At 38.2% G+C, this 15014-nt stretch carries 14 protein-coding genes; 7 read left to right on the top strand and 7 right to left on the bottom strand.

Translation table 11 applies throughout. The annotated features are described in order from the left end of the window. Positions 1 to 26: 26 nt before the first annotated feature. The 3 genes from EG365_RS09845 to EG365_RS09835 all read right to left on the bottom strand — a co-directional run bounded on the left by EG365_RS09845 (position 27) and on the right by EG365_RS09835 (position 3405). Positions 27 to 821, bottom strand: a complete 795-nt coding sequence (locus tag EG365_RS09845) for a thioesterase family protein (protein ID WP_000055171.1) — start codon at positions 819 to 821, stop codon at positions 27 to 29. Between the two features lie 120 nt (positions 822 to 941). After that, on the bottom strand, positions 942 to 2741 hold the full coding sequence (uvrC, locus tag EG365_RS09840; RefSeq protein WP_002000672.1) for an excinuclease ABC subunit UvrC: 1800 nt from the start codon (positions 2739 to 2741) through the stop codon (positions 942 to 944). 133 nt (positions 2742 to 2874) lie between these two features. Then, complete coding sequence (locus EG365_RS09835) at positions 2875 to 3405, bottom strand: peptidoglycan hydrolase (protein ID WP_000929585.1); 531 nt, start codon at positions 3403 to 3405, stop codon at positions 2875 to 2877. A gap of 140 nt (positions 3406 to 3545) precedes the next feature. Here EG365_RS09835 and EG365_RS09830 point away from each other — a divergent pair, with 140 nt between their 5' ends. Beyond that, positions 3546 to 3917 carry a hypothetical protein gene (locus tag EG365_RS09830; RefSeq protein ID WP_001092666.1) on the top strand — a complete coding sequence of 124 codons (372 nt, stop codon included), beginning with the start codon at positions 3546 to 3548 and terminating at the stop codon, positions 3915 to 3917. A gap of 347 nt (positions 3918 to 4264) precedes the next feature. Here the strand turns inward: EG365_RS09830 and lpxO are convergent, their stop codons facing one another. Beyond that, entirely contained in the window at positions 4265 to 5179 is a 915-nt protein-coding gene (gene lpxO / locus EG365_RS09820) for a lipid A hydroxylase LpxO (RefSeq protein ID WP_000598899.1), read from the bottom strand. A gap of 571 nt (positions 5180 to 5750) precedes the next feature. On the opposite strand from lpxO, the gene fadB reads away from it, so the two are divergent. Both fadB and fadA read left to right on the top strand, forming a co-directional pair. Next, positions 5751 to 7904, top strand: coding sequence for a fatty acid oxidation complex subunit alpha FadB (gene fadB / locus EG365_RS09815; protein WP_000580938.1), 2154 nt, complete (start codon positions 5751 to 5753; stop codon positions 7902 to 7904). 12 nt (positions 7905 to 7916) lie between these two features. Then, positions 7917 to 9089: an acetyl-CoA C-acyltransferase FadA gene (fadA, locus tag EG365_RS09810; RefSeq protein WP_000212712.1), complete on the top strand. Its 1173-nt coding sequence runs from the start codon at positions 7917 to 7919 to the stop codon at positions 9087 to 9089. A gap of 44 nt (positions 9090 to 9133) precedes the next feature. On the opposite strand, the gene EG365_RS09805 is transcribed toward fadA, so the two are convergent. Beyond that, positions 9134 to 9625 (bottom strand): hypothetical protein, encoded by a 492-nt coding sequence (locus EG365_RS09805; RefSeq protein ID WP_001010132.1) that lies wholly within the window; start codon positions 9623 to 9625, stop codon positions 9134 to 9136. A 275-nt stretch (positions 9626 to 9900) separates the two neighbouring features. Here EG365_RS09805 and EG365_RS09800 point away from each other — a divergent pair, with 275 nt between their 5' ends. Further along, positions 9901 to 10617, top strand: coding sequence for a hypothetical protein (locus EG365_RS09800; protein ID WP_001009587.1), 717 nt, complete (start codon positions 9901 to 9903; stop codon positions 10615 to 10617). A 68-nt stretch (positions 10618 to 10685) separates the two neighbouring features. Here EG365_RS09800 and EG365_RS09795 read toward each other — a convergent pair whose 3' ends face one another. Further along, a complete protein-coding gene (locus tag EG365_RS09795; RefSeq protein ID WP_001986386.1) occupies positions 10686 to 11330 on the bottom strand; it encodes an RBBP9/YdeN family alpha/beta hydrolase in 645 nt (214 codons plus the stop codon). A 72-nt stretch (positions 11331 to 11402) separates the two neighbouring features. Between EG365_RS09795 and EG365_RS09790 the strand changes: the two genes are divergently transcribed. Continuing rightward, on the top strand, positions 11403 to 11768 hold the full coding sequence (locus EG365_RS09790; RefSeq protein ID WP_001046657.1) for a MerR family transcriptional regulator: 366 nt from the start codon (positions 11403 to 11405) through the stop codon (positions 11766 to 11768). A gap of 20 nt (positions 11769 to 11788) precedes the next feature. Here EG365_RS09790 and EG365_RS09785 read toward each other — a convergent pair whose 3' ends face one another. After that, complete coding sequence (locus EG365_RS09785; RefSeq protein WP_001255246.1) at positions 11789 to 12547, bottom strand: hypothetical protein; 759 nt, start codon at positions 12545 to 12547, stop codon at positions 11789 to 11791. A gap of 177 nt (positions 12548 to 12724) precedes the next feature. On the opposite strand from EG365_RS09785, the gene EG365_RS09780 reads away from it, so the two are divergent. Beyond that, positions 12725 to 13429: a DsbA family oxidoreductase gene (locus EG365_RS09780; protein WP_001261850.1), complete on the top strand. Its 705-nt coding sequence runs from the start codon at positions 12725 to 12727 to the stop codon at positions 13427 to 13429. A gap of 358 nt (positions 13430 to 13787) precedes the next feature. Next, positions 13788 to 14927 (top strand): hypothetical protein, encoded by a 1140-nt coding sequence (locus tag EG365_RS09775; RefSeq protein WP_000846679.1) that lies wholly within the window; start codon positions 13788 to 13790, stop codon positions 14925 to 14927. The last annotated feature ends 87 nt before the right edge of the window (positions 14928 to 15014 follow it).

Below are 15014 nucleotides of genomic sequence, written 5' to 3'. Positions count from 1 at the left end.
ATATGTGAATCGAGAAAGTAGATTACTTAGGTAAATACCGTAACAGTTTGCCGCAAGATTGCAATTAAATGATCATTTTGATCCCAAAGATATGCATATTCTGTGGAGTACCCCTCAGCTGCATATTCAGTAGTTACTTTATATTTAAACCAGTCACACAACTGGTGCCGAACTGGATGAACATAAGTAATATGCCATGATAAAGAACTTGCAGGTGCAACTTGCTTAAACATAGGCAAAACACCCGGTGGCCAAATATCCATAAGAACAATCAAATCAGATAATGTCATTTGACGATTCGCATGCTGCTCTGGTGAGAACCGTGACCAGCCACCAAAGTCGGGGTGTTTACTTCCCGTTACCGGATAATTCCCCTCAGCCCAACAGACTTCAAAATGCTGAAAGCATTCAGGCATATGTTTCGCAAAAGGAATGACAGATAAATTTTCAGGTGGTACATAAGCAGGGACGACTGGCTCTTGCTTTACCTCAATACTCGATGCACGAGAAGCCCCAAAACTTGCAACCAAAATCGTTTGTACCGCATCATCTTGCCATAAACGCGCTTCAAGCGTAGTGACTGACTTTCCTTCTCTTAAAACTTCAATAGTCAATCGGGCAGCGCCTTGTTGTACGGGGCCTACAAAAATAACACTACAACTTAATAATCTTTTATTTGAATCTTGAATATAGGAGCATGCTTTTTGCATTAATACCCCAGCAACAAGACCACCAAAAACGGTGCGGCCCTGTAACCATCCTGCAGGTATATCAATCCATTCATTTTGTTTTACATCTTCCCATAGTTGCAGTAATGACATTCATATCCCTAAATCATGCGCATGGTTAAGAAATATCTTTCATCATTTTGACCAATATGTGAATGATCATTCAGCTATTAATTTACGAGCACTTTTGTCACTCATCTTCTCAACACATGACTACTCATGCAAAATTTTATAAATCGTTCTTGCCATCACTTCACCTAAGCCCGGCACGACTGTCAGTTCTTTTTCAGATGCTTTTAAAACACCTTGAATCCCACCAAAATGTGTTAATAAATCTCGACGGCGTTTAGGTCCTAAGCCCGGAATTGCTTCTAAAACTGAGGTGCTACGGCGTTTATCACGTTTAGCGCGGTGTTTAGTAATGGCAAAACGGTGAGCTTCATCACGCACCTGTTGAATCAAATGTAGCGCCTTACTATCTTCAGGTAACTGGATTTTTGTGCCATCGGTAAAATGAAGCGTTTCAAGCCCCGGTTTACGGCCTTCACCTTTCGATACACCTACCATAAAAGCTTCTAACCCAAGCTCTTGCATTACTTCTATGGCCATATGGAGCTGGCCTTTACCACCATCAATTAAAAGCAGATCTGGTAACATTGCCTTTTTATAGCGACGCGTTAAAGCTTGGCGCATTGCTGCATAATCGTCACCCGCAGTAATATCTTGAATGGCAAATTGGCGATAGTCCCGTTTACGTGCTCCACCTTGGTCAAACACTACGCATGATGCGATCGGTGCTTCGCCCATGGTATGACTAATATCAAAACATTCAATCCGATCAATTGGACGGCCAACTACCTGCTCAAGCTGGTGGAAACGCTCATTGAGTTCTAAGTGGTTACTCAACTGCCCTTTAATCGCATGTTGAACATTCATTTCGGCAAGTTCTAACCATTCAGCACGTGTTTCTCGTACACTGCTCTTAATCTGGACTTTCTTTCCAAACTGCTGTGCTAAGGCTTCTTCCAGCTCTTTACGGTCAGGTAAGGCAGTATTCACAATCAGTTCGCTTGGTACTTCATCGGCAACCTGAAAGTAAAAGTTTGCCATGAAGTCACTTAGCATTTGACCAAGGTCATCGCCTAACATGTCAGGGAAATAGCTTTTACCTCCCAACATACGACCGTTACGTACATGCATAATCTGCACACATGTCACACCAGCCTGATAGGCAATTGCTAAAATATCGGCCTCACCTTTCACTTTGAAAACGGCTTGCTGTGCTTGTACTTCGCGAAGTAAAGACAACCGATCTCGATAAAAAACCGCTTTTTCAAATTCAAGATCTGCCGCTGCCTGTTCCATTTTCGCAATCAGTTCCTGGTTTAATTCTTTGGTGTCACCTTGTAAGAAACGAATACTGTTATTCACGTCTTCTTTGTAATCTTCTGGTGAAACCAAGCCTACACACGGGGCCGAACAACGCTTGATTTGATATTGCAAACACGGACGTTTACGCTGTGAGAAATAACTATTTTCACATTGGCGAACATTAAAAAGTTTTTGTAAAACCAGTAAGGTATCTCTGGCACTATAAGCACTTGGATAAGGCCCAAAGAATTTACCGATTTGGTGCTTACCTTTGCCACGTCCACTGGCAATTCGCGGATAAGGTTTATCTGCCGATACAAAGATATAGACATATGACTTATCGTCACGCAGCATAATGTTATAAGGCGGACGATGTTGTTTAATTAAGTTTTGTTCTAAAAGCAGCGCTTCGGTTTCTGAACGCGTAACTAGCGTTTCAATATCATAAATTCGAGCGACTAAAGCTTGAGTTTTCGGATGCTCAATGGTTTTAACAAAATAACTCGACACCCGATTTTTTAAATTTTTAGCTTTGCCAACATATAACAACTCCCCCTCTTTCCCTAGCATCTTATAAACGCCTGGAAGTTGGGTCAGATTAGCTAAAATTTTTTCAATATGGGGACGAGCGTTTTGATTCACTATTGGCATACATGGCTTAATATTGAATACCTAATGTGATGTTTTCACCTTTACTTTTCAAGTGCTTTACTGTGCCAGAAACTAAATTTGAAAAGGGATAGGAAACTAGCCCGACAAAGTGTGTCGTACTTCCTTAAGAATCGAGGCGATAGTAACTATATTTCACATCTTTTTCTTTATAGACCGCATAGGTTTTTTGACGGAAATCAGAGAACCAGCCATTACCCGTATAGCCCGCAATATGCCCGTAAGTATGACCACTGGTACGTTCGATAATATAAATATCCCCTTCTTGAGGACGATTAAATGCCGGCTTGATTTTCTTATAACCGTTCTTCTCAAGTGTATGCCCCCAGTCTGAAGCTGCTACCGGATGCTTAGACACATCGGCACCTGCTGCTTGTAAAGCAATACGAATATTTTTGGCGCATTTCTCTTTACTATGTTTGGCAGATATACTTTCAAGCTTACTAGAGAACTTATGCAAATTAATATTTTGGTCTTCAGTTTTATGATTTTTAGTTCTAGATCGTTTAGATTTTTCAGTCGTCGAAGCTGCTTGTCTTAACATCACTTTTGTTTTTAAATCGCCTTGAGAACGGTCTTCTTTTCTCTCTTCGATATGATGAACATGTGCATGAGCTGCGTGATGAGCATGAGCCATTTTAAAACCTACTTCCGCTAACCAAGTCTTCGAAAAAACCGCGCCATTGTAGAATCAAAATTATCTGTTGGCTTTTAATAGTTGTAACAAATTGCCAGCACTGTGAAATGAGTCACAAAATTTAATAAAGGTTAATTTCTATGAATACTAAAGAATTTGTCAAAGAACTTATAAATACTATTTCAGACGAATATATCGATACTTATAAACAGATTTACTCCTCTACTTTAATCGATAATAAAATTAAAGAAGATCCCTACTGGTTTGATGCTCTCACTTTTTATCAATCTTTATCTCAAAAAGATAAGGAAACCTTATTTAAAATCATTAAACAGACGACTATTGATACTACAAGTATAATTCTAGGTATTATTGATGGTCCGGTGAGCTTAAATCAGATCCCTGGTGACTTTACGCTGACATATACAGAAAATGAGAAGACAGTAATTTTAAATGGAGATCTACAGGATGAATTCCTTACCAAAATAAAAGAAAGAGACAGATCACAATGATATATAAGGAATTATAACGAGAGAAATATAATTATGAGATTAAAACAAAAGCTTATTTATAAAAACTCGAAAAAACGAAAAAATCAAATTAATACTCGAACCTTGGGCAGAAGAATATAATATTGAATCAAATTCTGAAGTAGAGATTATTGTTGAAGGCGATATAGAAAAAGGATATTTAATGATTGAATCAGAGATAGATCGTGTTGTCATCTATGGTTGGCAAGGAAGTCTTATTCAAGTCTTCAAAAATGATAAACTTATTGACTAATGATTTTATTAATAATCTATTCCTTATAACAGGTTATTTTAGCTTAAAACAAAAAACGCCCTTTCGGGCGCTTTCATTAAAACACGTATGGTCGAACAAAAATCAGGAAGAAAATTCCAAGCATGAGGAACCACTTCAAGAAGTAATACAATTTACGGTTTTTAGCTTTTAAAGCTTTAGCTTTAATACGAATTTGGTAAACATAACCAAAGGCTTTATTTAAGCCCCCTGTTTGGTCACCAGTTTCATTCGGTGAACTTGCCGCAGTCATCACATTACGACCAAACCAATGGTTGAAACGTTCCATCCATTTTACTTTCATTGGACGTTCAACATCGGCAAAGAAGATGATACGGTTTTGATCAGTCTTATTTTCAGCATAGTGAATATAAGTTTCGTCAAACACGACACTTTGGCCATCACGCCAAGAGTATCTTTCACCATCTACGTCAATGAAACAACGGTCATCATTCGGAGTAATCAGACCTAAATGATAACGGAGTGAGCCCGCATATGGATCACGGTGTCTGACCAAACGGCTGTCAGGAGCAAGCTCTGTAAACATTGCCGCTTTAATCGTTGGTAATGTTTTGAGTAAAGCCGTTGTTTTTGGGCAAAGCTCAGCAGCAGAAGGATGGCTTGATTCATACCACTTGAGGTAAAAACGTTTCCATCCTGTTTTAAAGAACGAGTTAAAACCTAAGTCGTTATAGGTACTTGATGCTTTAATCCCACCTTGGTCATATAAAGCTTTCGCTTCATCTCGAATCATTTCCCAATTTTCATCTAACACTTTTAAATCTTTAAAGTGTTGAGTGTCGATATAGGGTTGATTCGGTACCTTTGAAAAGATGTACATTAAAAAGTTAATCGGTGCGAGCAAGGTTGAATGGTCAAAAAATTGACGATAAAACGAGTGACGCACTTTGCCGCGATGTTGGATATACAATGCAGATATCACAAAAATCGCTAATATGATCCACTTAATCATATTGCTACTCTTTCAAAGTTTAGGGCAACCTTACCTTAATTTTCTAAGGTAATAGCAACCGGAAGTTTATTTAATTGGCGCAAATTTTAACAAAATTGACTTATAAAAAGCGAATGTAAAAAATTAAACATTGTATTTTGGAAAATTAAGGGGTCTTAATATAAAAAAGCGCTTAATTTGTGGTGGTGATCATTCATTAGAAAATTGTGACTTTGTAGTCGATTTTTTTAAACATTACACCAGAACAATTGACCTTTTTGACAAGAAGTGAATAGGATAAAATTCTCATTTTTTATATAAAAAATTAAAGATTTATACTTTTTATAAATAAAAACTTAAATTAAAACAAAAGCCTTTACTCAGCAGCTATCTCTATGATTTTCTTTATGCATTTAATTGGTATGAATTCAATTAAAAATAAGATGACCCTTGCGTCACGGCTTGATACAACTTGTCGGGTTCTTTTTAGATATAGTTATCGTAAGATTAGCGAAGCATAAATGTGTACCGGAGCTGTACACACGCTTCATAACATCAACTTAGAAATCCTCCAAAACTAAGGAGATCAGGCATGATCCACGCTGGCAATGCCATTACCGTCCAAATGCTTGCGGACGGAATTGCAGAATTCCGCTTTGACTTACAAGGTGAGTCGGTCAATAAATTCAACCGTGCAACAATTGAAGATTTCAAAGCTGCTATCGCGGCTGTAAAAGCTAATAACGATATTAAAGGCTTAGTTGTTACCTCGGGCAAATCTACATTCATTGTTGGTGCAGATATTACCGAATTTGGTCAAAACTTTGCACAAGGCGAAAAAGCGATTGTTGACTGGCTTATGCCTGTTCACGAAATCTTCAATAGCTTTGAAGATTTAGACCTTCCAAAAGTTGCTGCTATTAACGGCATGGCTTTGGGTGGTGGTTTTGAAATGTGTTTAGTTTGTGACTATCGCGTGATGTCAGAAGCTGCACAAGTCGGTTTACCAGAAATCAAACTCGGTATTTACCCTGGTTTCGGTGGTAGTGTTCGTTTAAGCCGTCTCATTGGTATTGATAATGCAGTTGAATGGATGGCAATGGCTACTCCAAAGAAACCGGCTGCTGCACTTAAAGATGGCGCTGTAGATGCTGTGGTTGCTGCGGACAAATTACTTGACGCTGCTACTGATCTGGTTAAGCAAGCGATTTCTGGTCGTTTAAACTGGAAAGCAAAACGCCAAGAAAAACTTGAAGCTGTAAAATTGAACCCACTTGAACAAATGATGGCGTTCAACACAGCAAAAGGTGCGGTACTTGCTAAAGCAAATCCTGCTCAATACCCTGCTCCAAAATTATTACTTGATTCATTACAAGCTGGTGCAAGCCTTGCACGTGATGAAGCGTTAAAAGCTGAGGCTGAAGGCTTTGCCAAAGCAGCCGTAACTCCTCAAGCTGAAGCATTAATTGGTTTATTCATTAATGACCAAGTTGTTAAAAAAGCATCTAAGCAACATGAAAAGGGTGCTCATCCTGTAAACCAAGCTGCTGTACTTGGCGCGGGTATCATGGGTGGTGGTATTGCTTACCAAGCGGCAAGCAAAGGCACTCCAATCATCATGAAAGATATTGGTAACCCACAACTTGCATTAGGTATGAAAGAAGCAAACAACTTGTTAACCAAGCAAGTTGAACGCAAGAAAATGAAACCTGCGCAAATGGGTGAAACACTTGCTCGCATCCGTCCTACTTTAAGCTACGAAGAGTTTAAAGAAGTCGACATCGTGATCGAAGCGGTAACTGAAAATCCAAAAGTAAAAGAAATCGTACTTGCTGAAACTGAGAAAAATGTTCGTGAAAACACGATCATTGCTTCTAACACCTCTACCATTTCAATTACACGTTTAGCAAAAGCATTACAACGTCCTGAAAACTTCGTTGGTATGCACTTCTTCAACCCAGTTCACATGATGCCACTTGTTGAAGTTATTCGTGGTGAGAAAACTTCTGAAGAAGCAATTGCAACTACGGTCGTTCTTGCTCAAAAAATGGGTAAAACACCAATCGTTGTAAATGACTGCCCAGGATTCTTGGTTAACCGTGTATTGTTCCCTTACTTCGGAGCATTTGACCTTCTTGTAAAAGACGGCGCAGATTTCCAGCAAATCGACAATGTAATGTCTAAGTTCGGTTGGCCAATGGGTCCTGCTTATCTGATCGATGTTGTAGGTATCGATACAGGTGTACATGGTGCTGAAGTGATGGCTGAAGGTTTCCCTGACCGTATGAAGCCAGATTACAAAGGCGCGATCGAAGCAATGTACGAAGCGAAGCGTCTTGGTCAAAAGAATGATGTAGGTTTCTACAAATACGAACTCGACAAGAAAGGCAAGAAAGCAAAAACTGTTGATCCAACAGCGTATGAAGTAATTGCTCCATTCGTAACTGGCGAAAAACGCGAATTTGATAACCAAGAAATTATTGACCGTATGATGCTTGCTCTTTGCAATGAAACTGTTCGTTGCTTAGAAGACAACATTGTAGCGACTGCGTCTGAGGCAGACATGGCAATGATTATGGGTATTGGTTTCCCTCCATTCCGTGGTGGTCCATGCCGTTACATCGACCAAACAGGTGTTGCTGAATACGTTGCACTTTGCGACAAATATGCGCACTTAGGTAAGGCTTATGAAGCGCCACAAATGTTGCGCGACATGGCTGCTAACAACAAAAAATTCTACGGTTAAGGAGCGACGTGAATGGCTACTTTAAATCCACGTGACGTTGTGATTGTTGATGGCGTTCGTTCTGCCATGGGCAAATCTAAAAACGGTATGTTCCGTAATGTACGTGCCGACAGTTTATCTGCTGAACTTGTACGTGCGCTCGTTGCCCGTAACCAGTTTGATGTAAATGAAGTTGAAGACCTGATTTGGGGCTGTGTAAACCAGACCCTAGAACAAGGTATGAACATTGGCCGTAACATCGGTTTATTGGCTGGCTTGCCTAAAACTGTGGCTGGTCAAACAGTTAACCGTCTTTGTGGTTCTTCTATGCAGGCAATCCACACTGCGGCTGCACAAATTGCAACAAACCAAGGTGATATCTTCATTATTGGTGGTGTAGAGCACATGGGCCACGTAGGTATGATGCACGGCATCGACCTTAACCCTGAAGCATCTAAACACTACGCTAAAGCATCTAACATGATGGGCTTAACTGCTGAAATGTTAGGTCGCATGAACGGCATTACCCGTGAAGAACAAGATGCATTCGGTGTTGAATCTCACCGTCGTGCTTGGGCTGCAACTCAAGAAGGCCGTTTCAAAAATGAAATCATTGGTGTTGAAGGCCACGATGCAAATGGCTTTAAAATCCTTTGCGACATCGACGAAGTGATTCGTCCAGATGCAAACCTTGAAGCGTTCAAAGCATTAAAACCTGTATTTGACCCTAAAGGTGGTTCAGTAACAGCAGCAACATCTTCTGCTCTTTCTGATGGCGCTTCTGCAATGTTGCTTATGTCTGCTGAACGTGCACAAGCATTAGGTTTAAAACCACGTGCCGTGATCCGCTCTATGGCGGTTGCTGGTTGTGATGCAGCAATCATGGGTTATGGTCCAGTTCCAGCAACTCAAAAAGCGCTTAAACGTGCTGGCTTATCAATTGCTGATATCCAGACTGTTGAGTTAAATGAAGCATTTGCTGCACAAGGCTTGTCTGTTCTTAAAGGCTTAGGTCTGTATGACAAACAAGACATCGTGAACTTAAATGGTGGTGCAATCGCTCTTGGTCACCCACTAGGTTGTTCAGGTGCTCGTATCACCACTACGTTGTTAAACGTAATGGAACAACAAGATACTCAAATCGGTCTTGCGACCATGTGTATCGGCCTTGGTCAAGGTATCGCAACAGTGATCGAACGTGTTTAATTAACACCAAGATAAAAAAATCCCCGCTATGTGCGGGGATTTTTTTATCGACCTTTTAAACCATCTTGAATTTGCTGCTGTAATTTCAAAATATCATCTAAATTTACTTTCATCGTACCTTCACGATAAGCATCGACATTACTTCGGTTAATTTGTAGAGGCTTTAACATTTCAAAAAGACCATTGGTTGGGTCAGAAGATTGGATTCCACCCGCTACAGCTAGAATATATTCTCGTAAAAATGGAGAAAGCTGGGACAAATCGGGCTGTGCCATGACAGGTTGATAGTCTACTGTCGTCATACCTTCAGGGACTAAAGCATTCTGTATATCGTTATGAGTTTTATACTCACGATGTTGTAGAGCCTGACGCACTTTTTTATCTTCTTGAAATGGGACAAAGCCTACTTCTTCACGTAGCTCAGATTCGGCCATAACGCGAATTGTAGGTAAAGTAGCCACTTCTTCTGCTTGAACAGTTGGTAAACCCATAAAAGCAAATACAGCAATGAAGGCTGATTGTTTTAGAAAGTTCATAACTTGCTCCCAAAATCAGTCACCCTACGCGAACTCAAAATGATGACTAAATAAAATGTTCTATAAATAGGCTACAACAAAGTCATTTTTGATTCAGTAATGCTCAGATAAACGGTAAATAACGTTAGATTTTTAAACTTATTAAAAAGAAATTCATAAAAGATTTTAGAAATTAATCTGAATATGGCTAAGTCATATTATATTGCCAGATTTAAATATTACGATTTTTTGTTTATAGTCAGCTTTTTATAAATCTATTGAATTCGACAGAAATAATGAACTTTAAAATATTAAATCAGAATATTCTTATGAGCTGCTTACTAGCCAGTTTCTTTCTCACTGGTTGTGTGAGTAATCGAATTATTGGTGAAAACACGCGAGAGCTATTTACAAAATACGACTCAGGCTATGAATGGATCACTTTAACAGAAGATGATGTAATTGCATTCGGTAAACCATCAGTATCTCTCCCAAATGAACCAGAGGACAGTATTGTTATCGCAGGGAAAAAATATAGTTATGTCATTAGTAAAGGCGGTAACGATTTCATTCAATTAATTAGTCAATTAAATCCACAATATATTCAAATAAGTAATGAGCTAGATTTTAATGCTCCAGCTTCGAATAGTAACCATTTTTACGGACATATTAGATTTTCTTACACCCCACCTAATGGGAAATTGAACGAGAAAGAATCAGCTTTATTCAAACAATATGGTGTAATTCCATGTGACTATGAAAAGACATTAGAACTACATAAATTTGAGTTAAATCTTAGAGGAACTGTTTATCCTCCTGTAAACAATCTTAAAAAAATAACCCCTTTATCCAAGCCATATCACGTTAGAATCCAATATCTTCATGATAAAAGCGGAAAAGTACCCTTATCAACTAAGGAGAAGCTAGCAAGTTTACCACTGCTTCCGTTTACCTTAACTTTCGATATTATTGCTTTACCTGCGAAAGTCATGGGTATCATTTACCAGCCTTAATAGATTAGGAATAAAAATTACAAATTTCAGTAAAGATAAAAAATCCCCGCTCAATGCGGGGATTTTTATCAATTTTCTAACATTTCTTTTAAAGAATCGACTAATTGCGGAAATTCCGTATAACCTTCCCGACCTAAAAAGTGCCCACCATTAGGAACGGTAATATAAGGCGCATCAATATCCTTAGCCAATTGAATCGTTAGTTGTGGTGGAACCAAATCATCATTATCAGACAAATAAACCAGCTTTTTCTTTATGTCACGGAAATAGTTGGTGTCGACTTTACTCTTTGTTATATAAGGACTAAGAGGTGAAGAGTCTGAAATTGGACCAGAGAATCCAGATACTAAAATCATTCCTCCAATATTTTGATAATCATGTCTTTGTAAAAAGTGTAGCAAGGTAATTACCCCTAAACTGTGGGCAACAAAATAAGTATTTTCATTAACTGCAGGAATCTGCTCATCTAATACTTTCTGCCAAGCATCGACGTCCGGATGCTCAGAATCTGGAAATGGTATTAAAGTAACAGTTGTATTTTCATCTTCTATTTGATGTTTTAAGTCCAAAAACCAATGATCGTTAATAGAAGCTGAGTAACCGTGAAGCACAAATATTTGACGCATGTTCTTCTCCTGTAATTCAAGGGTTTTGGCATTTGTAACAAATGACATTAATCCAAATATCACCAATAAAATGAGTTTTCTAATCATTGAACAAGTACCATTTTGAAATATAAAAACATGCTAAACTATGACACCACTGTTAAGGTCAACCCATATTTTATGAACCTAGCTAAAGTTTCCGAGCTCACAAAAGTAAGCCCACGTATGCTGCGGTATTATGAAAATTTAGGGCTTATACAGCCTCATCGAGCGAGTAATAATTATCGAAGTTATACGCAAAAAGATATTGAAAATATTAAGAAAATTAAAATATTAAATGACGCAGGTATGAACCTGAAAGACATTCATGTTTTATTGCCATGTTTTGATTTAGATGAACGGGTATTTACGCTGTGTCCAGTGGTTCAAGAAAAACTGCAAACAGAACTTAAGCATGTGTCCGATCAGTTAAACAAACTGCAAACTTCTCAAAGTTTATTACAATCTTTCTTGGCAAAAGGAAAAGCTGAGAGCACCAATATTTAAAAGTGATGCCCCTCCTATAGCTATTCTTTTAACTCTCCTTCCAAGGCAGCTACATTCTTTTTCTTAATTTTTTCAATTTTTGCATTAAGTTTTAAAACGTCTTGATACAGTGCATTAAACTTTTTGACCTGAGCATTTTCATGGAAAAGTATCATCTGATCTTTCTTTTGCCATGGATAAGTTTTTAAAAGCTTAAACATTTCTTCTGCTTTATCTAAAATTTGTAGCTCAATCATAAAAATTGCATGGTCCTGATCGGCTTTTTGCTGAGCTCCTAATTTTATTTCGAGGATTTGTCTCATCTCTTTATCAACAGACAGTTCCTGAATTTTTGCCAAGAAGGTTTTATGAATTTTTTCATATTCGGATTGATACTTATCTGAAGCTCTGCGAACATCGGCTAGCATTTTTTCGGTTTCAGCATATTTTTGTTTTTTATCATGATCTAAACGGTCAACATTTAAAAACGTATCCCATTTCGCAGCTTTTAATTCTCTTAAATATTCATTACGTGCATTTACATTTTGGACCCAATAACTCAAAAGAAACTCTGAGACTTGTTTGTAGTGTCCTGCCAGCCGTTTATCGTGAATATCAAGTTGTACAGGTTTAGTCCAGTCTTGGGCCTGATCATAAAGCTGATTCATTTTTTCAGTCATTACCACATCAAACATTTGACTGCTATCTTTGGCTTGCTGCTGTTTTATATGTTGATAGGTAAAAAAAACAATACTCGTAATAACAACCAGACTTGCAATTGCAATCAAAACTCGGCGCATAAACACCTCCTATTTCCATTCTTATAGTTTTGCTCTTTATAGTTATAAAATAGAGCTTATAGTTCTTTATATGCCATTTATTTCACAATACGCAACACTCTATTCTCCATTCAATGCTTTAAATCCGTGTACATCATCCCTATTATGATGAGTAAATTATATTTATGAGATTCTCCCATGCGTGTTGATGTCTGGTCTGATGTAGTATGCCCTTTCTGCTATATCGGCAAAAAACGCCTTGAACATGTCGCTGCCGAGGCAGGTATCGAGCTTGATATTCACTGGCATAGTTTCGAACTAGATCCTGATGCTCCCGCAAAACATGACACTTCAAATACTGAGCGTTTGGCTAAAAAATATGGCCGTACCTATGAAGAGATGGAAGAAATGGAACGCAACATTGCGGCCATGGCTGCTTCTGAAGGTATTGACTTCCAATGGCAAAAAGCCAATTCAGGCAATAGCTTTAATGCACACCGTATTATCCACCTTGCACAAAGTAAAGGTTTAGGAAACGAAGCAAAAGAAGCTTTTTTCCATGCTTATATGACTGAAGGTCTAGCTATTGGCGAACGCGAAGTTGTAGAAGAAATTGCTTCTCGTATTGGCCTTGATAATGCCGAAGTTGAATATGTACTCGATACAAATGAGTTGGCTGACTTTGTTCGTCATGATGAAAAAATTGCACATGAGCAGCTCAATGTAACTGGCGTACCTTTTTTTGTATTTGACCAAAGAATCGCACTTGCAGGAGCACAACCTCGTGAAGTGTTTTTGCAAGTACTAGAACAGGCACAGCTCAAGGCAAATGCTGAAAATATCGAGCAAGATGACGCAGCTGTTTGCAATGATGAAACATGCGATATTCCACAAAATAAATAGGTTTAACGATAAAGTGTGAACAAGTCGTATGTTTTATCACCATTTTAGCAATAGAGCGTTCTAAAAAAAGAACTATTCAATTGTTTAAAATCGGTTTATGATTGCGACTTAGAATATTCGCGCTGTAATGTTCTGTTTTTTATGTGTTTAATGATCGGAATTTGAAGTTTCCTTGATCAAAAACTCCCCCTAGTTTGGGGGATTTTTTTTGCTTAAAAATTATCGCTAATAGCTTAAACTTTTTAATTAATTTCAAATATGTAAGAAAAGTTAAATTTACTTAAGTTTTGTGTCGTCCTCTTGATTTTATTAGAAAAATCTACAAAAGTGACAATAACAACAAAACATAAAGATAGATATGAAAACATTTCACATCATTACATATCGGCAGCTTTTTGCCCTTTTGACCTTAGGATTTGGTTCAGTATGTATGGCTCATGCAGAAGTAAATTCTTCCTCAACCCAACAAGTAAACGGTTTGTCATCTGGAGCACAAACTGAAGAAAATAAAGATGAAAATCTTTTAGACCAAATTCCAAGATGGATTGATGCAACCCCAACGATTTTCCCCGAGCAGTCCAACGAACCGATTGTTCCACCAACCGAGCAAACAGAAGATCAGACTTGGTTTGACCGTAAACAAAAGAAAATCCGTAATTGGGCCGATCGTACATCTGGAAAAATTGATAATTGGTTTGGTGAAGTTGACCCACAAAAACCCGCGTCAGCCACCATTCGAGTCATGATCGATAACTATTGGAATGAATATGATAATTATGAAATCAAGCCCAGAATTCGCGGTAAGATTAAATTACCTACTCTAGAGAAGCGTTTAAGTGTGGTATTTGGTGATGACTCTTTAGATGACGAATTTAATAATAGCCCAGCCAATATCAATCAAAACCCAAATCAAGATCCAAATAAAAAGTTAGATGGTAAACGAACTCGAGATGACAACAGCTCAATCGCATTACGTTGGTCAAATTTCTCGAAAAAGCTACCTTTTGAAACAGACGCTGACTTAGGTATCCGTTCTGGCGATGATATTTATGTCCGTTTAAAAGCATCGAGAGACTGGCAACTCCGTAATGATTTTAAATTTTATGCAGAACAAATTTATCGTTATGGCATAGATAGTGAAAACTACTTACGAACTAATCTTGAACTTACCCATGCTCGTCCAAATCAGCCGATCTTATCAAACCAGTTCAGCTTAACTTATGCCGATGATCAAGATGACGATTTGACATGGGAAAACCGTCTTTTCCGAGAACATAGCTTCTTTGCAAATAACCGTTTTAACTATGGCATTTATACAGGTGGCTACTACAATGACAACGATTTACGTTTAAACAGTTGGGGACCATTTGTATCATGGCGTCAGCCTGTTTTACGTGAATGGTTCTTTGTACAAGGCGACCTCAATTACTTTAATGACCATCGTGAAGATCGCAACCATTATGTGAGCACATTCTTACGATTAGAAGCCCTTTTCTAAGCTTAAAGATCACCTTGGATTCCCCATCCAAGGTGATGAATAATAAAATACTTTTAAATAAAAATTTAAGCTTTTCTTCTTACAATA

The organism is Acinetobacter sp. FDAARGOS_494 (assembly GCF_003812225.1).
Lineage (GTDB): Bacteria > Pseudomonadota > Gammaproteobacteria > Pseudomonadales > Moraxellaceae > Acinetobacter > Acinetobacter baumannii.
This window is presented reverse-complemented; position numbering and strand designations above follow the sequence as displayed.

What these genes read in the sequence shown, in the direction of transcription:
- EG365_RS09795 (WP_001986386.1), bottom strand. Translation starts at nt 11,330, where the DNA reads ATGATTAGAAAACTCATTTTATTGGTGATATTTGGATTAATGTCATTT.
- EG365_RS09780 (WP_001261850.1), top strand. Translation starts at nt 12,725, where the DNA reads ATGCGTGTTGATGTCTGGTCTGATGTAGTATGCCCTTTCTGCTATATC.
- fadB (WP_000580938.1), top strand. Translation starts at nt 5,751, where the DNA reads ATGATCCACGCTGGCAATGCCATTACCGTCCAAATGCTTGCGGACGGA.
- EG365_RS09805 (WP_001010132.1), bottom strand. Translation starts at nt 9,625, where the DNA reads ATGAACTTTCTAAAACAATCAGCCTTCATTGCTGTATTTGCTTTTATG.
- lpxO (WP_000598899.1), bottom strand. Translation starts at nt 5,179, where the DNA reads ATGATTAAGTGGATCATATTAGCGATTTTTGTGATATCTGCATTGTAT.
- EG365_RS09835 (WP_000929585.1), bottom strand. Translation starts at nt 3,405, where the DNA reads ATGGCTCATGCTCATCACGCAGCTCATGCACATGTTCATCATATCGAA.
- EG365_RS09785 (WP_001255246.1), bottom strand. Translation starts at nt 12,547, where the DNA reads ATGCGCCGAGTTTTGATTGCAATTGCAAGTCTGGTTGTTATTACGAGT.
- EG365_RS09800 (WP_001009587.1), top strand. Translation starts at nt 9,901, where the DNA reads ATGAACTTTAAAATATTAAATCAGAATATTCTTATGAGCTGCTTACTA.
- fadA (WP_000212712.1), top strand. Translation starts at nt 7,917, where the DNA reads ATGGCTACTTTAAATCCACGTGACGTTGTGATTGTTGATGGCGTTCGT.
- EG365_RS09830 (WP_001092666.1), top strand. Translation starts at nt 3,546, where the DNA reads ATGAATACTAAAGAATTTGTCAAAGAACTTATAAATACTATTTCAGAC.
- EG365_RS09845 (WP_000055171.1), bottom strand. Translation starts at nt 821, where the DNA reads ATGTCATTACTGCAACTATGGGAAGATGTAAAACAAAATGAATGGATT.
- EG365_RS09790 (WP_001046657.1), top strand. Translation starts at nt 11,403, where the DNA reads ATGAACCTAGCTAAAGTTTCCGAGCTCACAAAAGTAAGCCCACGTATG.
- EG365_RS09775 (WP_000846679.1), top strand. Translation starts at nt 13,788, where the DNA reads ATGAAAACATTTCACATCATTACATATCGGCAGCTTTTTGCCCTTTTG.